Annotated in this window: 15 protein-coding genes; 9 read left to right on the forward strand and 6 right to left on the reverse strand. The window is 67.1% G+C overall.

The window, feature by feature from the left end; genetic code table 11:
- Nucleotides 1-56: 56 nt before the first annotated feature.
- Nucleotides 57-1,454, forward strand: a complete 1,398-nt coding sequence (gene lpdA, locus ACIPIA_RS01370; protein WP_400505940.1) for a dihydrolipoyl dehydrogenase — start codon at nucleotides 57-59, stop codon at nucleotides 1,452-1,454.
- Between the two features lie 139 nt (nucleotides 1,455-1,593).
- Here the strand turns inward: lpdA and folD are convergent, their stop codons facing one another.
- The gene (gene folD / locus ACIPIA_RS01375; protein ID WP_400505942.1) at nucleotides 1,594-2,454 is read right to left on the reverse strand and encodes a bifunctional methylenetetrahydrofolate dehydrogenase/methenyltetrahydrofolate cyclohydrolase FolD; all 861 of its coding nucleotides are present in this window, start codon (nucleotides 2,452-2,454) and stop codon (nucleotides 1,594-1,596) included.
- 192 nt (nucleotides 2,455-2,646) lie between these two features.
- On the opposite strand from folD, the gene ACIPIA_RS01380 reads away from it, so the two are divergent.
- From ACIPIA_RS01380 to ACIPIA_RS01400, 5 genes are all read left to right on the forward strand, one after another.
- Nucleotides 2,647-3,975 (forward strand): cytosine deaminase, encoded by a 1,329-nt coding sequence (locus ACIPIA_RS01380; RefSeq protein WP_400505944.1) that lies wholly within the window; start codon nucleotides 2,647-2,649, stop codon nucleotides 3,973-3,975.
- 136 nt (nucleotides 3,976-4,111) lie between these two features.
- Nucleotides 4,112-5,536 carry an FAD-binding oxidoreductase gene (locus tag ACIPIA_RS01385; RefSeq protein ID WP_400505946.1) on the forward strand — a complete coding sequence of 475 codons (1,425 nt, stop codon included), beginning with the start codon at nucleotides 4,112-4,114 and terminating at the stop codon, nucleotides 5,534-5,536.
- A 14-nt stretch (nucleotides 5,537-5,550) separates the two neighbouring features.
- Nucleotides 5,551-6,132, forward strand: coding sequence for an NAD(P)H-dependent oxidoreductase (locus ACIPIA_RS01390; protein ID WP_400505948.1), 582 nt, complete (start codon nucleotides 5,551-5,553; stop codon nucleotides 6,130-6,132).
- Between the two features lie 102 nt (nucleotides 6,133-6,234).
- Nucleotides 6,235-6,717 carry a MarR family winged helix-turn-helix transcriptional regulator gene (locus tag ACIPIA_RS01395; protein ID WP_400505950.1) on the forward strand — a complete coding sequence of 161 codons (483 nt, stop codon included), beginning with the start codon at nucleotides 6,235-6,237 and terminating at the stop codon, nucleotides 6,715-6,717.
- 158 nt (nucleotides 6,718-6,875) lie between these two features.
- Nucleotides 6,876-7,736 (forward strand): DMT family transporter, encoded by an 861-nt coding sequence (locus ACIPIA_RS01400; RefSeq protein WP_400505952.1) that lies wholly within the window; start codon nucleotides 6,876-6,878, stop codon nucleotides 7,734-7,736.
- Nucleotides 7,737-7,943: 207 nt separating this feature from the next.
- Here ACIPIA_RS01400 and ACIPIA_RS01405 read toward each other — a convergent pair whose 3' ends face one another.
- The 3 genes from ACIPIA_RS01405 to ACIPIA_RS01415 all read right to left on the reverse strand — a co-directional run bounded on the left by ACIPIA_RS01405 (nucleotide 7,944) and on the right by ACIPIA_RS01415 (nucleotide 11,814).
- Entirely contained in the window at nucleotides 7,944-9,908 is a 1,965-nt protein-coding gene (locus ACIPIA_RS01405) for a potassium transporter Kup (protein WP_400505954.1), read from the reverse strand.
- Between the two features lie 78 nt (nucleotides 9,909-9,986).
- The gene (gene ispG, locus ACIPIA_RS01410; RefSeq protein ID WP_400505956.1) at nucleotides 9,987-11,261 is read right to left on the reverse strand and encodes a flavodoxin-dependent (E)-4-hydroxy-3-methylbut-2-enyl-diphosphate synthase; all 1,275 of its coding nucleotides are present in this window, start codon (nucleotides 11,259-11,261) and stop codon (nucleotides 9,987-9,989) included.
- A gap of 13 nt (nucleotides 11,262-11,274) precedes the next feature.
- Complete coding sequence (locus ACIPIA_RS01415) at nucleotides 11,275-11,814, reverse strand: Fur family transcriptional regulator (protein ID WP_400505958.1); 540 nt, start codon at nucleotides 11,812-11,814, stop codon at nucleotides 11,275-11,277.
- A 112-nt stretch (nucleotides 11,815-11,926) separates the two neighbouring features.
- On the opposite strand from ACIPIA_RS01415, the gene ACIPIA_RS01420 reads away from it, so the two are divergent.
- From ACIPIA_RS01420 to ACIPIA_RS01430, 3 genes are all read left to right on the forward strand, one after another.
- Complete coding sequence (locus tag ACIPIA_RS01420) at nucleotides 11,927-12,712, forward strand: 3-hydroxybutyrate dehydrogenase (protein WP_400505960.1); 786 nt, start codon at nucleotides 11,927-11,929, stop codon at nucleotides 12,710-12,712.
- Nucleotides 12,709-13,779 carry a patatin-like phospholipase family protein gene (locus tag ACIPIA_RS01425; protein ID WP_400505961.1) on the forward strand — a complete coding sequence of 357 codons (1,071 nt, stop codon included), beginning with the start codon at nucleotides 12,709-12,711 and terminating at the stop codon, nucleotides 13,777-13,779. Before ACIPIA_RS01420 ends, ACIPIA_RS01425 begins: the two co-directional genes overlap by 4 nt.
- 140 nt (nucleotides 13,780-13,919) lie before the next feature.
- Entirely contained in the window at nucleotides 13,920-14,339 is a 420-nt protein-coding gene (locus ACIPIA_RS01430) for a DUF3830 family protein (RefSeq protein WP_400505963.1), read from the forward strand.
- Nucleotides 14,340-14,404: 65 nt separating this feature from the next.
- Here ACIPIA_RS01430 and ACIPIA_RS01435 read toward each other — a convergent pair whose 3' ends face one another.
- Both ACIPIA_RS01435 and ACIPIA_RS01440 read right to left on the reverse strand, forming a co-directional pair.
- On the reverse strand, nucleotides 14,405-16,303 hold the full coding sequence (locus ACIPIA_RS01435) for a cation:proton antiporter domain-containing protein (RefSeq protein ID WP_400505964.1): 1,899 nt from the start codon (nucleotides 16,301-16,303) through the stop codon (nucleotides 14,405-14,407).
- 199 nt (nucleotides 16,304-16,502) lie between these two features.
- Nucleotides 16,503-16,823 (reverse strand): polyhydroxyalkanoic acid system family protein, encoded by a 321-nt coding sequence (locus ACIPIA_RS01440; protein WP_400505967.1) that lies wholly within the window; start codon nucleotides 16,821-16,823, stop codon nucleotides 16,503-16,505.
- Between the last annotated feature and the right edge of the window lie 42 nt (nucleotides 16,824-16,865).

Below are 16,865 nucleotides of genomic sequence, written 5' to 3' on the forward strand. Positions count from 1 at the left end.
CGCCATCCAGCCGCGGCCTTCGCCCGCGGCCTCGAGCCCGTCAGCGGAAGGACGTCATGGCCTACGATCTCGTCGTCATCGGAACCGGCCCCGGGGGCTATGTCTGCGCCATCCGCGCCGCCCAGCTCGGCCTCAAGGTCGCGGTCGTCGAGAAACGCAAGACGCATGGCGGCACCTGCCTGAACGTCGGCTGCATCCCGTCGAAGGCGCTGCTGCACGCCTCCGAGATGTTCGAGGAAGCCGGCCACACCTTCGAGAAGCTCGGCGTCGTCGTCGGCACGCCGAAGCTCGACCTCAAGGCGATGATGGCCCACAAGCAGGAGACCATCGACGCCAACGTCAACGGCGTCGGCTTCCTCCTGAAGAAGAACAAGATCGAGGCCTTCCACGGCACGGCTTCGATTCCCGCGGCAGGCAAGGTCGTCGTCACCGCCGAGGACGGCAAGACGCAGGAGCTGGAGACCAAGAACATCGTCATCGCGACGGGTTCGGAATCGGCGCCGCTGCCGGGCGTCGAGATCGACGAGAAGACGGTCGTCACCTCGACCGGCGCGCTCGAGATCGGCGCGGTTCCGAAGGAGCTGGTCGTGGTCGGCGCCGGCGTGATCGGCCTCGAGATCGGCTCGGTGTGGAGCCGTCTCGGCGCCAAGGTCACCGTCGTCGAGTTCCTCGACCGCATCCTGCCCGGCATGGACGGCGAGGTCGCCAAGCAGTTCCAGCGCATCCTGGAGAAGCAGGGCTTCACCTTCCAGCTCGGCTCCAAGGTCACCAAGGTCGAAACCGGCAAGAAGGGCGCGACCGTCACCGTCGAGCCCGCCGCCGGCGGCGAGGCCAAGACCCTCAATGCCGACATCGTGCTGGTCGCGATCGGCCGCCGTCCGAACACGGATGGCCTCGGCCTCGACAAGGCCGGCGTCGCCACCGAGCGCGGCCGCGTCGTCATCGACGACCATTTCAAGACCAATGTTGCCGGCATCTATGCGATCGGCGACGTGGTGCGTGGGCCGATGCTGGCGCACAAGGCCGAGGATGAGGGCGTCGCCGTTGCCGAGATCATCGCCGGCAAGCATGGCCATGTGAACTACGATGCCATTCCCGGCATCGTATACACCGCGCCGGAAGTCGCTGCGATCGGCAAGACCGAGGAAGAGCTCAAGGCGGCCGGAGTCGAGTACAAGATCGGCAAGTTCCCGTTCACGGCCAATGGCCGCGCCCGCGCCATGCGCCACACCGATGGCTTCGTGAAGGTGCTGGCCGATGCCAAGACCGACCGCGTGCTCGGCTGCCACATCATCGGCCCCCATGCCGGCGACCTGATCGCCGAGGTGACGGTGCTGATGGAGTTCGGCGGCTCGTCCGAGGATCTCGCCCGCACCTGCCATGCGCATCCAACGCTGGCCGAGGCGGTGAAGGAAGCCGCGATGGCGGTCGAGAAGCGTCAGATCCATATGTGATCGGTTTGGCGGGCCGTGCCTCTGGCGCGGCCCTGTTGCAAGAACGAAAAAAAGGAGCTGCAGGACTGCAGCTCCTTTTTTCGTTCGAGAACTACTGAGCAAAGCGGGCCGCCTGTGGCGGCCTCGTTGACTGCTGAGCTTAGCCGCGCCGGGCGTGGAAGGCCGTCAGCGTGTTCTTGAGCAGGCAGGCGATGGTCATCGGGCCGACGCCGCCGGGGACCGGGGTGATCGCGCCCGCGACCTTCACGGCCTCGGCGAAGTCGACGTCGCCGGTGAGCTTGCCGTCCGGCAGGCGGTTGATGCCGACGTCGATGACGGTGGCGCCGGGCTTGATCCAGTCGCCCTTGACCATGCGCGGGCGGCCAACCGCGGCGATGACGATTTCGGCGCGCTTCACCACGGCAGGCAGGTCACGCGTGCGGGAATGCGCGATGGTGACGGTGCAGTCGGCCTGAAGCAGCAATTGCGCGACCGGGCGGCCGACCAGCTCGGAGCGGCCGATCACCACCGCATCGAGCCCGGACAGCGCGGGCAGGGTCTGCTTCAGCAGCAGCATGCAGCCGAGCGGCGTGCATGGCACGAGGCCGTTCTTGCCGCCGGCGAGCAGGCCCGCATTGATCGGGTGCAGCCCGTCGACATCCTTGGCCGGGTCGATGGCGTCGATGATGCGGCCGGTGTCGATATGCTTCGGCAGCGGCAGCTGGACGAGAATGCCGTCGACGCTGCCATCCGCGTTGAGTTCGGCCAGCTTGGCGAGGAGTTCCGTCTCGGTGGTCTCGGCCGGGAGCCGGTGGGCGACCGAGTTCATGCCGACTTCGACGGCCAGCTTCTCCTTCGAGGCGACATAGACCTTGCTCGCCGGATCCTCCCCGACGAGGACGACATGCAGGCCGGGCACGACGCCACGCGCGGCCTTGATCGCGGCGACCTCGCGGCCGATCTCGGCCCTGAGCGCGGCGGCGGCGGCCTTGCCGTCGATGATGCGGGCTTCGGCGGTCATGGGGCGACCTCGTCCTTGCTGATGACGCCGCCCTCATGCGCGATCCGGGCCGCCCGGACAAGCCCGAATGCGGCGATCGCATGCCCGCAGGCGCCATCGGCGGGGGAGGAGGGACGGCTGCGGCTTGCGGGCACGCGGACGGCCCGGTATCGACGGACCGGGACAGGCTGTGATGGAAAGGGCAAGGACAACGTGACGACCGGTTTCGCCCGCCTGCCCGATGCCCCCGCCTACCGCCTGACAGACCTGTGTGTCCCAGCCTGCCTGATCGAGGGCGCCGACGTCGCTGGCGACCGCAACGGGTTGGCACGCGTCGATCTCACCATCGCCGACGGGCGGATCGAGGCGATCACGCCTGCCGGCGCAGCGCCCGGCGGAGCCCAGCCTTGGTTCAGCCTCGACGGCGGCATGGCGCTGCCGCGGCTGGTGGATTGTCACACCCATATCGACAAGGGCCATATCTGGCCGCGCAGCCCCAATCCCGATGGCACCTTCCCCGGTGCGCTCGCGGCCGTCGGCGCCGATCGCGAGGCGAACTGGTCGGAGCGGGACGTGCGGACGCGAATGGACTTCTCGTTGCGGACCGCCTTCGCCCATGGCACGGCGGCGCTGCGCACCCATCTCGACTCTCTCGGCGCGCAGATCGGCATTTCCTGGCCGGTCCATGCCGAGCTGCGGGCCGAATGGGCCGGGCGGATCGCCGTGCAGGCCTCGCCGCTGTTCGGCGCCGATGCCGCGCTCGATCCGGCGCATATGGCGGCGGTCGTCGCGGCGGTGAGGGCGCATGGCGACAAGCTGCTCGGCTGCGTCACCTACATGATCCCGGAGCTCGACCGCGCCCTCGACATCCTGTTCCGGGCGGCGATCGAGAACGGCTTCGATCTCGACTTCCATGTCGACGAGACCAACGACCCCTCGGCGCGTTCGCTGGAGCACATCGCCGATGCGGCGCTGCGCCATCGGTTCACCGGCCGCATCCTGTGCGGGCATTGCTGCTCGCTCGGCCTGCAGGCGCCGGCAGACGAGGCGCGCATCATTGCCAAGGTCAGGGAGGCCGGAATCGCCGTGGTCTCGCTGCCGATGTGCAACATGTACCTGCAGGACCGGCAGCCCGGCCGAACGCCGCGCTGGCGCGGGGTCACGGCGCTGCACGAGCTGAAGGCTGCCGGTGTGCCTGTGATGATCGCCTCCGACAATACGCGCGACCCGTTCTACGCCTATGGGGACCTCGATCTCGTCGAGGCGCTGCGCGAGGGCACGCGCATTCTCCAGCTCGACCATTCCGGCCCGGACTGGGCCGATGCCGTGGCGCGCACGCCGGCCGATACGATGGGGCTGCGAGGTGCCGGGCGCATCGCCGTCGGCGCGGCGGCAGACCTCATCCTGACGCGGGCGCGCGACTGGACCGAACTCTTCTCCCGGCCTCAGGCCGATCGAACTGTGCTGGTCTCGGGCCGTGCGATCGACCGGACCCTGCCGGACTACCGCGAACTCGATCATCTGATGGCGAGCGCGACGTGACGACATTCACCCGCCATGACCTTTCCCGTCATGGTCGGCCCTGTGCCGACCATCCACGTCTTCCTCCCTCGCGGGCGGTGTTCAGGACGTGGATGCTCGCCACCAGGGCCAGCATGACGCCACAGGGACACCCCGCATGACCGCACGCTACGACATCGCCACGCTGAAGAGCCGCCTCGGTGGCATCCGCACCGAGGAGAACCCGGCGCTGGTGAAGCAGAAGAGCCGCGACTTCTTCTGGTATTCGCCGATCCTGAAGCGCCAGCTCGATCATGTCGTCGCCGACATCGTCGTCTCGCCGACGAGCGAGGCGGAGGTGGTGCAGGTGCTCGCGGCCTGCCACGAACTCGGCATTCCCGTCACGCCGCGCGGCACCGGCACCGGCAATTACGGCCAGGCGATGCCGCTCTCCGGCGGCGTGTTGCTGGACCTGTCCGGCTTCAACAAGGTCAAGGAGATCGCGGCCGGCCGCTATGTCGCCGAGCCCGGCGCGATCATGGCCCATATCGACGACGAGACGCGGACGCACTCGCGCCAGGAGCTGCGCCTGCACCCTTCCACCTACCAGACGGCTTCGATCGGCGGCTTCATCGCCGGCGGCTCGGGCGGCGTCGGCTCGATCAAATGGGGCGGCCTGCGCGACTGGGGCAACATCATCCGGCTCAAGGTCGCGACGATGGAGAAGAGCCCGCGCATCCTCGAATTCTCCGGCGAGGACCTGCACAAGGTCGCGCATGCCTACGGCACCAACGGCATCATCACCGAGGTCGAGATGCCGCTCGGGCCGGCCTATAGCTGGGTCGACGTCATCGTCGGCTTCGACGACCTGCGCGCCGCGACCGAATTCGCCAATTCGGTCGGCGAGCAGGATGGTCTCGCACTGAAGAATCTCTGCGTCATCGCCGCGCCGGCGCCGCACGACTATTTCCTGCGCCACCGCAAGTTCCTGCCGCGCGACAGCCATCTGGTCATCGTCATGGCCGCCGATTTCGCGGTGGATGCGCTCTGCGCCTATGCCCGCCGCTTCAAGGGCGCCGAACTGCTGCTGCGCACCGACAAGCTTTCCCCGGAGGACGCGAAGGGCCTGCCGCCGGCCTATGAGCTCGGCTGGAACCACACGACGCTCCGGGCGCTGCGCGTCGACCCCGCGATCACCTATCTGCAGGTGCTCTACCCCTTCCCCAACCAGGTCGACCTGGTCGACAAGATCCATGCCCGCTTCGGCGACGAGGTGACCTGCCATCTCGAATTCGTACGCTTCGACGGCAAGATAACCTGCTTCGGCCTGCCGCTGGTGCGCTTCACCAGCGAGGAGCGGCTGGAGGAGATCATGGCCATTCATGAGGAGATGGGCGCGCCGATCTTCAATCCGCACCGCTACACGCTGGAGGAGGGCGGCATGAAGCAGACCGACGAGACGCAGCTCGCCTTCAAGCGCGAGGCTGATCCGCAGGGCCTGCTCAACCCCGGCAAGATGATCGCCTGGGAGGATCCGAGCTACGATTACCGCTCGGGCAAGACCTTCCTGTTCCGCAGCCTCGCCGAAGCCGGCGTCGGCTAAGCGACCGGCCTGCCATGCGCGTTCTCGTGCTCTATGCCCATCCCGTTCCGGAGAGCTTCGGCGCGGCGGTCCATCAGACGGTGGTCGCGACGCTGAAGCAGGCGGGGCACGAGGTCGATGATTGCGACCTCTATGCCGATGGCTTCGACCCGGTGCTGAGCTGCGGCGAGCGTCGCGGCTACCATGATACAGCCAGCAACACATTGCCGGTTGCCGGCTATGTCGAGCGGCTACGGGCGGCGGAAGCGCTGGTCCTGTGCTTCCCCGTCTGGAACTTCGGCTACCCGGCCATCCTGAAGGGTTTCCTCGATCGGGTCTTCCTGCCGGGCGTCTCGTTCAAGATGGTGGACGGCAAGGCCCAGCCGGCACTGCACAACATCCGCAGGCTCGTGGCGGTGACGAGCTATGGCGGCTCGCGCTGGCGCGCATTCCTGATGGGAGATCCGCCGCGCAAGGCGGTTTGCCGGGCTCTGCGGGCGGTCTGCCATCCTCTGGCACGCACCACCTATCTGGCTCACTATGAGATGAACCTGTCGACGCCCGAGAGCAGGGAGGCCTTCCTGCAAAAAGTCGCCACAAAGCTGGCCGTCATTTAGCTCTGACACGCGATTGTCATCTGTCTGTCATGTTCGCGCGCGACTACGCAGCCGGCGAAGCGTCTCCTTATCCGTCCAAGGATCGGCCCGAAGGATTGACCCATGACCAAGGCAATCGAGAAAAGCGTCGGCCGTGCCCTGCTCGTCACCGCCCGGCTGCATCGCTCGCGGATGGGCGAGCGCTTGAACGGGCTCGGATTGTTTCCGGGGCAGGAGCAGGCGTTGAAAGCCTTGCAGCCGGCGCCGATGACGATGGGTGAGCTCGCCGCGCTGCTGCGCGTGAAGCCGCCGACCGTGTCGAAGACGATCGGGCGACTGTCGCTCCAGGGACTCGTGACGCGCGAGGGTGGCAACCGCGACGGCCGGCTGGTGCAGGTCGCGTTGACGGAAGCCGGACAGAAGACCGCCGCAGAGCTCGATGCCGTCTGGAACGATGTCGAGGAAGAACTTCTCGACAAGCTCGACGGCAAGGAGCGCAAGCAGCTGCGCAAGCTCCTGCGCAAGGCCGCGAAGGGCCTCTCCAAGGCCGGCGCCGACCATGACGATCCGGATGCCGATCTCGACGAAGCCGACAGCGACGCCTGATTTCCGCATGGAGTGCATGCGCCTGAGCGCTGGCGACGGCCCTTAAATCGGTTCAATCTGGTTTCGTCATTCACTCAGAGCATAGCGAACCGGACGTGCCCCAGCCATCCGAGGCTTCTCCCGAAGCGGGACGAGCACGACTAGCAGCCATCGGCCTGATGGGGCTCGCGGTTCTGTTGTTTTCGCTGCTCGATACCAGCGCGAAATGGCTGGGCCAGTCGATGAACCCGCTGCAGGTGGTGTTCGCGCGCTACGCCGGCAGCATGATCATGGTGTTCGCCCTGATCAACCCCTGGACGCATCCCGGCGTGCTGCGCACGAAGCGGCCGTGGCTGCAATGGGGCCGGTCGCTGCTTTTGCTCGGCTCGACCGCGCTCAACTTCGTGGCGCTGCGCTATCTCCAGCTCGCCGAGACGATTTCGATCATGTTCGCCGGGCCGCTCCTGGTGGCGCTGTTTTCCGGACCGTTGCTCGGCGAATGGCCGGGGCCGCGCCGCCTCGCGGCGATCGGGGTCGGCTTCCTTGGCGTGCTGGTGGTGACGCGCCCGGGCAGCGGCGGCATGCATCCGGCGGCGCTGCTCAGCGTGCTCGGCTGCTTCTGCTTCGCCTTTTATTCGCTGTCGACGCGCGTGCTCTCCGGCCATGATTCATCGGAAACCACGATGACCTATTCGGGGCTGGCCGGGACGCTCGCCACCGTTCCGCTGCTGCCCTGGATCTGGGAGACGCCGCAAGGGGTGCTGCCCTGGCTGCTGATGCTCGCGGTCGGTGCGCTCGGGGGCTTCGGCCACTGGCTGCTGATCCTGGCGCATCGGCTCGCACCGGCGACCGTGCTGGCGCCCTTCATCTACTCGCAGATCGTCTGGATGGTGCTGCTCGGCTGGCTGGTGTTCGACCAGTGGCCGGATCGCTGGACCTTCGTCGGCGCCGGAATCGTCATCACCTCAGGGCTCTACCTGCTCTATCGCGAGCGGGTGCGGCATGTGCCGGAGGAAGCCGCCTCGGCCAGGCTCGACTGAGGCCGGAGAAACGGGGCGTCATGTCGGGCTTGCGCAGGGGGGATAGGACCAGAGGACGCCGGCCTGACCGCAGCAACGGTCAGGTCGCAGCCAAAGCGTCCAACGGCCTTCACCTGACCCCTCCCTCTCCCTCCGGGAGAGGGTTCCTCGCGCCTTTCCTGAAAGGCCCAGGTCCGACCCGAGCCTGACGCTCGTCAGCGGCTTCCTTCAGACCGTGACCTGCGTGCCGACCTCGACGACACGGCCGGTCGGGATCTGGAAGAAGTTCGTCGCGTCGGTCGCGCTCTTCGTCAGGCCGATGAAGAGATTGTCCTGCCAGATCGGCATGCCGGACTGGGGCGAGGGCTTGATCGAACGGCGCGACAGGAAGAACGAGGTCGACATGATGTCGAACTTGAAGCCCTGCTTGCGCAGCATGGCGAGCCCCTTGGGCACGTTCGGGCTTTCCATGTAGCCGTAGACCATGTCGACGCGCCAGAAGTCGTCGGTGATGCGGGCGAGGCGGACGCGTTCCTCCTCCGGCACGCGCGGCGTATCGGCCGAGCGGACCGTCAGGATGACGTTGCGCTCGTGCAGCACCTTGTTGTGCTTGAGGTTGTGCAGCAGCGAGGCGGGAGCCGTCTCCGGATCGCTGGTCAGGAACACGGCCATCCCCTTCACGCGGGCAGGCGGGCTCTTCGACAGCATGGTGACGAGCTCGAGCAGCGGCACGTCGGTCTTGCGAGTCTTGTCGAAGAGGATCTTGGTGCCGCGCATCCAGGTCCACATCACCAGCGTCAGGCCCATTGCAAGCAGCACCGGCACATAGCCGCCGTGGAACAGCTTCAGCATGTTGGCCGAGAAGAAGGAGACGTCGACCAGGAAGAAGGGCGTGATGAGCGCGGCTGTCGCGGGCAGGCTCCAGCCCCAGTGGCGCCGGATCACGATGGCGGCGAGCAGCGAGGAGACGACCATCGTGCCGAAGACCGAGATGCCGTAGGCATGCGACAGGCTCGACGAGGTCCGGAACGACCAGACCAGGATCAGCACGACGACGAGCAGCAGCAGGTTGACGCGCGGCACGTAGATCTGGCCGGAGGTCTGCTCCGAAGTGTGGCGGATCTCCATGCGCGGCAGCAGGCCGAGCTGGATCGCCTGCCGGGTCAGCGAGAAGGCGCCGGTGATGACGGACTGGCTGGCGATGATGGTCGCGACCGTCGCCATGACGACGAAGGGCAGCAGCAGCCCCTCCGGCGCGAGCCGGTAGAACGGATTGTCGATGGCGCTGGGGTCGGCGAGGATCAGCGCTCCCTGGCCGAGATAGTTGAGCCACAGGGCCGGGAAGACGACATAGAGCCAGGCGCCGCGGATCGGCCCGCGGCCGAAATGGCCCATATCGGCATAGAGCGCTTCCGCGCCCGTCACCGCCAGGCAGACCGAGCCGAGCACGGCCAGCGCCACGCCGGCATGGTCGCGGAAGAACAGCAGCGCGTAATAGGGGTTGATCGAGCGGAAGACGCTGAGGTCGTCGGCGATGTGATAGATGCCGAGGCCCGCCAGCGTCAGGAACCAGATCAGCATGATCGGGCCGAAGAAGGTCGCGACGCGATGGGTGCCGTGGCTCTGCATCACGAAGAGCCCGATCAGGATCACCGAGGCGATCCAGAGGATGTAGTCGTTCAGCGCAGGCGTGACCAGCTTGACGCCTTCGATGGCGGAGAGAACCGAGATGGCCGGCGTGATGACGGTGTCGCCGTAGAACAGGCCGGCGCCGATCATGCCGAGCAGCAGGGCCATGTGGCTGCGGGCCCGGCCGAGGCTGCGCTGGGCAAGTGCCACGAGGGTGAGGATGCCGCCTTCGCCGTTGTTGTCGGCACGCATCAGCAGCACGACGTATTTCAGGGTCACGACGACGACGAGCGACCAGAGGATCAGCGAGAGCACGCCGATGACGACGGTGGGGGGGACCGCGACGTTATCCTCGCCGCCGGTCGCAGCCAGGATCGTCTCGCGCAGCGCGTAGAGCGGGCTGGTGCCGATGTCGCCGTAGACGACACCGAGGGCGCCGAGCGCCAGAGCGGCATAACCCGATTTGCCATGGCCGTGGCCGGCGGAGTGGCCATGGCCATCATCCAGCCCGAAACGGGAATCCTCTGGCCTTACGGTCGCAGGATTCGGCTTCTCATGCCCCATCAGGGATCTCCGCGCGTGCTGCGGTGCAGCGAAAGGCCGGGGCCTCTAGCATAATGCGGACGGCGCGCAAAGACGGCGTTAACCGGCGGCGCCCGGTCCGGCGCCGAAGCGCCGTTCGACATAGCTCGCGACCATGGTCTTGAACTCCTCCGCGATGCCGGCGCCACGCAGGGTGGCGACCTTCTTGCCATCGACGAAGACGGGCGCGGTCGGCGCCTCGCCGGTGCCGGGCAGCGAGATGCCGATGTCGGCATGCTTGGATTCGCCGGGACCGTTGACGATGCAGCCCATGACCGCGACGTTGAGGTTCTCGACCCCGGGATAGCGCGTCTTCCACTCCGGCATCGAGGTCGAGATCCAGTTCTGGATGTCGCGCGCGAGTTCCTGGAAGACGGTCGACGTGGTGCGCCCGCAACCGGGGCAGGCGGCGACGAGCGGCACGAACGCGCGGAAGCCCATGGTCTGGAGCAGTTCCTGCGCCGTCCTGACCTCGAGCGTGCGGTCGCCGCCGGGCTCCGGCGTCAGCGAATAGCGGATCGTGTCGCCGATGCCTTCCTGCAGGAGGATGCCGAGCGCGGCGGAGGAGGCGACGATGCCCTTCGAGCCCATGCCCGCCTCGGTCAGGCCGAGATGGATGGCATAGTTCGAGCGGCTCGCCAGCATGCGATAGACCGTGATCAGGTCCTGCACGCCCGAGACCTTGGCGGACAGGATGATGAATTCCCGGCCGAGCCCCAGTTCCTCGGCGCGCTCGGCCGAGAGCAGGGCGGACTGGACCATGGCCTCGCGCATGATGGCGCGTGCGTCGAGCGGGCGCGGCGAGCGCGCATTCTCGTCCATCAGCACGGTCAGCAGTTCCTGATCGAGCGAGCCCCAGTTGGCACCGATGCGCACCGGCTTGCCGTGCCGGATCGCCAGCTCGACGATCTGGCCGAACTGCTTGTCCTTCTTGTCCTTGAAGCCGACATTGCCCGGGTTGATCCGGTATTTCGCCAAGGCCTCGGCGCAGGCCGGGTGGTCGGCGAGCAGCTTGTGGCCGATATAGTGGAAGTCTCCGACGAGCGGCACGTCGACGCCGATGCGGTCGAGCCTTTCGCGAATCTTCGGCACGGCGGCTGCGGCCTCGTCGCGATCGACGGTGATGCGCACCAGCTCCGAACCCTGGCGGGCCAGCGCTGCCACCTGCGCCACCGTGGCGGCGATGTCGGCCGTGTCGGTGTTGGTCATGGACTGCACGACGATCGGCGCGCCGCCGCCGACGGTGACGTTGCCGACCTTGACCGGAACGGTGAGCTGCCGGGCGAGCGGCCCGGCCCGCTCCGGCGTCAGATGTGAGAAGGCGCGCTCATTCATGCGGGCTGCTCTATCACGAAGCGGCGTTGCGGCAATGCTCGCAGCGGCCGACGATCTCGACCATCTGGTGGGAGGGCGAGAATTGCCGGGTTTCGGCGATGGCCGCCACGGCTTTCTTCATCGCCGGGGACGCATCCTCGTCGACGCCGCCGCATGACTCGCAGATGAGGAAGGCCACGACTTCGTTCGCCCCATGTCCATGGAGGCAGGCGACATAGGCGTTCTTCGAGGAGAGGCGGTGGACGAAGCCTTGCTCCACCAGGAAATCGAGCGCCCGGTAGATCGAGATCGGCGCGAGGCGGCGGCCTCCGGCGGGGGAAATGCGGTCGGCGAGATCATAGGCGCCGATCGGGCGGTGATCGGCATGGAGCGCCTCCAGCGCCTGCCGCCGTATCGGGGTCAGGCGCAGTCCGCGCTCCCGGCAGATCCGTTCGGCGCGCGCCAGCGCCTCCGCGGCATGGCGGCGGTGGTCCTCCGCATGGCGGCAGTTTCCGTCATGCGTATGATGCACGTGGTCGTCATGCGTATGCGCGTCTGGCTGCATTTTCGTCATGTTGCGTTGCAAAGAGTCATCGGGCAACTTGCGAGTGCCTGTCGTTGCGGCATTGCCACGTTCAGCCCGAACCTAAGCATTTTCTCCTCGATTGTCAGGGGCCTTGACGCTCATGTTCCTCAAAGACCGTACTGCCGCCATCACCGGCTCGACTTCGGGCATCGGCCTGGCCTATGCCCGCGCACTCGCAGCGGAAGGCGCCAATCTCGTCATCAACGGCATCCTGCCGCCTTCCGATGCGGAGAAGCTGCGCACGGAGCTGGAGAAGGAATTCGGCGTCAAGGTGGTGTTTTCGCCGGCGGACATGACCAAGCCCGCCGAAATCGCCGGCTTCATCGCCGAGGGCGAGAAGGCCTTCGGTGCCATCGACATCCTCATCAACAATGCCGGCATCCAGTATGTCTCGCCGATCGACGAGTTTCCGCTGGAGAAATGGGACCAGATCATCGCGATCAACCTGTCCTCGGCCTTCCACACCATCCGTGCGGCCCTGCCGAAGATGAAGGAGAAGGGCTGGGGCCGGATCATCAACACGGCCAGCGCGCACGCCTTCGTCGCCTCGCCGTTCAAATCAGCCTATGTCGCTGCCAAGCACGGCATCGCGGGGCTGACCAAGACGGTCGCGCTCGAGGTTGCGACCAAGGGCATCACCGTCAACGCCATCGCACCGGGCTACGTCTGGACGCCGCTGGTCGAGAAGCAGATCCCTGACACGATGAAGGCGCGTGGCCTCACCAAGGAGCAGGTCATCAACGACGTGCTGCTCGACGCCCAGCCGACCAAGCAGTTCGTCACGGTGGAGCAGGTGGCGGCGCTCGCCGTCTTCCTGTGCACCGACGGCGCGAAGTCGATCACCGGGGCAACGCTGCCGATGGATGGCGGCTGGACCGCCGCGTGAGCGGGCGCCCATCCCGCAAGCCCGAGCCGGTCAAGGGACTGGCCGGGCCGAAGGCGGAGAAGACGATCTCGCTGGCCCTGCAGGGCGGAGGCGCGCACGGCGCCTTCACCTGGGGCGTGCTCGACGTCATCCTCGAGGACGGGCGGCTCGGCATCGAGGCGCTGACCGGCACGAGCGCCGGTGCGATGAACGCCGTGGTGCTGGCGGAAGGCTGGATCGACGGCGGCGCCGACGGGGCGCGGGCCAAGCTGGAAGCGTTCTGGCGGGCGATCAGCGTCGACGGCAAGTATGGCGGCTCGGAGCGCTCGCTGCTCGACACGATGCTCGGCGCCTGGGGGCATAACGGCACCCCGCCCGGCCTGGTCTTCCTGGAGATGTTCTCCAAGGTCGCGAGCCCCTACGACGTCAATCCGCTCAATATCAACCCGCTGCGCGGCGTCATCGCCGACCTCATCGATTTCGAGAAGGTGCGTGCGCATGACGCGGTGAAGCTCTTCATCGCAGCGACCAATGTCCGCACCGGCAAGATCGCGGTGTTCGAAAGCCGCGACCTGACGGCGGACCATCTGATGGCCTCGGCCTGCCTGCCGATGGTGTTCCAGGCGGTGGAGATTGACGGCGAAGCCTATTGGGACGGTGGCTATATGGGCAATCCGGCCCTGTTCCCGCTGTTCTACAAGGCGCATTGCGATGACATCCTGCTGGTGCAGATCAATCCGATCCAGCGCCGGGAGCTGCCGACCAAGGCGCGCGAGATCCAGGATCGCCTGAACGAGATCACCTTCAACGCCTCGACGCTGCGCGAGCTGCGCGCCATCGATTTCGTCAACCGGCTCGTCGATGCCGGAAAGCTGCCGCGCGACGAATACAAGCGCGTGCTGATGCACCGGATCGACGGCGGCCCGCCGTTGGCGGAGCTGACTTCCTCGTCGCGGATGAACGCCGAATGGTCGTTCCTGCTCCGGTTGCGCGACATTGGAAGGGCGGCGGCCCAGCGCTGGCTGAAGCGCAATTACGACGCGATCGGCAAGGCAGGGACACTCGATCTCAGGGAAGCGATCGGCTGAGGCGTGGCCGAGTTCCCGCGGCTGCCCGAATTCTTCGCGTTCCGGCGTCTCACTTGTTCCGCCAACCGCGCTTGCGCGCGGAGGCGGCGAAATGGCATTCACCGTCCGGGACCCGTTTTTCGGAAGGACAGGGATTTTCCATGAGCAGCAAGCTGATCGTCACCGCCGGGCCGTATACCTTCGAGGGCAAGCTCGAACTCGAAGCTGCGCCGAAGACCTGCGCCGCCTTCCTGCGGCACCTGCCCTTCGTCAGCAAGATCGTGCATGTGCGCTGGAGCGGCGAAGGCGTGTGGATGCCGCTCGGCGATCTCGATTTCGGCGTCGGCTACGAGAACAATACCGCCTACCCGGCTCCCGGCCAGATCATCCTCTATCCGGGCGGCGTCAGCGAGACCGAGATCCTGCTCGCCTATGGCGGCGTGCAGTTCGCCAGCAAGGCCGGCGTCCTGTCCGGCAACCACTTCCTGACCCTGACCTCGGGCCTCGAGAACCTCTACGCGCTCGGCCGCAAGACGCTCTGGGAAGGCGCACAGGACATCCGCTTCGAACTCGCCGGCTGAGCCGGCTCCGGCACTGCCGCGGCAACAGGAAAGGGCGGGGCGCATGGCGTCCCGCCCTTTGCCGTTCAGGCCGCGGCCGGCGGGTCCTCGGAAGGGCTCTCGGGTGCTGGTTTGCGCGGCTTCAGCAGGCGGGGGGCGTCCGCGTCGACGGAGGCAGGTTCTTCGGGCCGGGCTTCCGCGGCGGCCACACCCGCTTCCGTCTCCGCCGGGCCCTTCGCGGCCGCGGTGCTGGCCAGGTTCTGGCACAAGCTCAGCATCGCACGTGCGATTTCGGCCTCGCCCATGATCGTGAGCGTCGCCCCGCACTTGGTGAGATGGGCGACCTCGGCGTCCGAATGGGCGCGGGCGACGATAGGCAGGGTCGGGCTCTCGGCGCGTGCCTGTTCGCAGACCTGGCCAGCCTCGAAGCTGCCGGGGATGGCGACGAAGAGACGCACCGCCCGCGCGATTCCCGCGGCCGAGAGGACCTCCGGGTCGGCTGCGTTGCCGACGAGAAGCTCCGCGCCATCGCGCTTGGCCGTTTCGACGGCGTCGGGATTGTCCTCGATCACCAGCAGCTTCGACCCCTGTGACAGCAGGCCGGCGCCGAGGAGGCTGCCGACGCGGCCATAGCCCACCACGACGATGTGATCGTTGAGCTGGGTCGGGGTGATGTCGCGCTCGGGCGGCGCTGGCGGCTTCGGCTCCGGAGCGGGCGTCTGCTCGGGAGCCGAAGCCGCCTCGGGCGCCGGAGCGGGCTTGGGCTTCGCTGTCGCTGGAGCTTCGCTGGTCAGGCGCTCCGCCAGCGCGAACATCACGGGGTTGAGCAGGATGGAGAGGATCGCGCCGGCAAGGATCAGGTCGCGGCCCTGGGCCGGGAGGATGCCAAGCGCCGTGCCGAGGCCGGCGAGGATGAACGAGAACTCGCCGATCTGGGCAAGCGAGGCGGAGATGGTGAGCGCAACCGAATTCGAGCGCCCGAATGCGCGCACGATCAGCCAGGCGGCGACGGACTTGCCGATCAGGATGATGGCGAGCGTCGCGATCAGCGGTCCGGGCGCCCGCAGGATGATGCCGGGGTCGAAGAGCATGCCGACCGAGACGAAGAACAGCACGGCGAACGCGTCGCGCAGCGGCAGGGTCTCCTCGGCGGCGCGCTGCGAAAGCGGCGATTCCGACAGGATCATGCCCGCGAAAAACGCGCCGAGGGCAAAGGAGACGCCGAACAGGGTCGCGGAGGAGTAGGCGACCCCGAGGGCGACCGCGAGCACCGCGAGGCGGAAGAGCTCGCGCGAACCGGTATGGGCCACCCAGTGCAGCACCCATGGAATGACGCGCCGGCCGACGACGAGCATGAAGGCGACGAAACCGACGAGCTTGGCGAAGGTCAGGCCGAGGACGCCCCAGACGCCGAGGTCGAAGCGCGTCGCCAGCGGCGCGCTGCCGCCCGACGGCGTGCCGTTGATGATCTCTGCCAGCACCGGCAACAGCACGAGGGCCAGTACCATCGCGATGTCCTCGACGATGAGCCAGCCGACGGCGATGCGCCCGCGTTCGGTCTGGACCATCCGGCGCTCCTGCAGCGCCCGCAGCAGCACCACCGTGGAGGCCGTGGACAGGGCGAGGCCGAAGACGGCGCCCGAGAACCAGTTCCAGCCGAGCAGCGTTCCGAGCCCGAGCCCGAGCAGCGTTGCGATGCTGATCTGGACCACGGCGCCCGGCACGGCGATCGCCTTAACCGAGAGCAGGTCCTTCAGGGAGAAGTGCAGGCCGACGCCGAACATCAGCAGGATGACGCCGATCTCGGCGAGCTCATTGGCGAGATTCTGGTCGGCGACGAAACCGGGAGTGAAAGGCCCGACGGCGACGCCGGCGAGGAGATAGCCGACGAGGGGAGAAATCCTTAGCCGTTGGGCAAGCGCCCCGAAGACGAAAGCAAGGCCTAGGCCCGCGACAATGATGGCGATCAGCGGGCCGTGATGCATGGGTCTCCCAAATCCGAAACGTCAAGAAATCGAAACTGTTGGAACGTTTCGGAGCATGGGGTCTGAGGCTGTCGATTTCAACCGAAGGACGTACGTCTTTTTGGGCTGGAGCTGGCGAATTTTTCTGCGTGCCCGATGCAGCATCCGACAGCCGGCGGAGCGCGGGCTCGGCCAGCAGGCCGGCCGAGAGCCGGGAGCGTCAGGCCTTCGGCTTCTCCAGGAGGATCTGCCCCTGCTTCTCCACGCCGATCTTCAGCTTTTCGGCGAAGACGGCCAGTATCCAGGGGAGGCTCACCTCGACGCGGACGAGCTGGTCCTCGACCTCGACGCGACCATGGACGGTATGGCCGAGGGCGCCGACGCCGAAATGCAGGCTGTCGCCCTCCCAGCGTTCCTCGACCAGCTGCATCTTGACCATGCCGAGCCGGTCGCGAATGCGATCGACACCGCCCCGCAGGCGGGAGAGCGCGGCATCGCGGCCGAGATCATGCGAGATCGTGATCGAGACAGGCTTACCCATGGCACCTCGAGGGGAGTGGGAGAGAGACGAACCGAAGCCTGG

It is taken from the genome of Allobosea sp. CER48 (assembly GCF_044752385.1).
Lineage (GTDB): Bacteria > Pseudomonadota > Alphaproteobacteria > Rhizobiales > Beijerinckiaceae > Allobosea.

What these genes read in the sequence shown, in the direction of transcription:
- ACIPIA_RS01390 (WP_400505948.1), top strand. Translation starts at nt 5,551, where the DNA reads ATGCGCGTTCTCGTGCTCTATGCCCATCCCGTTCCGGAGAGCTTCGGC.
- ACIPIA_RS01415 (WP_400505958.1), bottom strand. Translation starts at nt 11,814, where the DNA reads ATGACGAAAATGCAGCCAGACGCGCATACGCATGACGACCACGTGCAT.
- ACIPIA_RS01440 (WP_400505967.1), bottom strand. Translation starts at nt 16,823, where the DNA reads ATGGGTAAGCCTGTCTCGATCACGATCTCGCATGATCTCGGCCGCGAT.
- ACIPIA_RS01420 (WP_400505960.1), top strand. Translation starts at nt 11,927, where the DNA reads ATGTTCCTCAAAGACCGTACTGCCGCCATCACCGGCTCGACTTCGGGC.
- ACIPIA_RS01395 (WP_400505950.1), top strand. Translation starts at nt 6,235, where the DNA reads ATGACCAAGGCAATCGAGAAAAGCGTCGGCCGTGCCCTGCTCGTCACC.
- ACIPIA_RS01430 (WP_400505963.1), top strand. Translation starts at nt 13,920, where the DNA reads ATGAGCAGCAAGCTGATCGTCACCGCCGGGCCGTATACCTTCGAGGGC.
- ACIPIA_RS01400 (WP_400505952.1), top strand. Translation starts at nt 6,876, where the DNA reads ATGGGGCTCGCGGTTCTGTTGTTTTCGCTGCTCGATACCAGCGCGAAA.
- folD (WP_400505942.1), bottom strand. Translation starts at nt 2,454, where the DNA reads ATGACCGCCGAAGCCCGCATCATCGACGGCAAGGCCGCCGCCGCCGCG.
- ispG (WP_400505956.1), bottom strand. Translation starts at nt 11,261, where the DNA reads ATGAATGAGCGCGCCTTCTCACATCTGACGCCGGAGCGGGCCGGGCCG.
- lpdA (WP_400505940.1), top strand. Translation starts at nt 57, where the DNA reads ATGGCCTACGATCTCGTCGTCATCGGAACCGGCCCCGGGGGCTATGTC.
- ACIPIA_RS01405 (WP_400505954.1), bottom strand. Translation starts at nt 9,908, where the DNA reads ATGGGGCATGAGAAGCCGAATCCTGCGACCGTAAGGCCAGAGGATTCC.
- ACIPIA_RS01385 (WP_400505946.1), top strand. Translation starts at nt 4,112, where the DNA reads ATGACCGCACGCTACGACATCGCCACGCTGAAGAGCCGCCTCGGTGGC.
- ACIPIA_RS01435 (WP_400505964.1), bottom strand. Translation starts at nt 16,303, where the DNA reads ATGCATCACGGCCCGCTGATCGCCATCATTGTCGCGGGCCTAGGCCTT.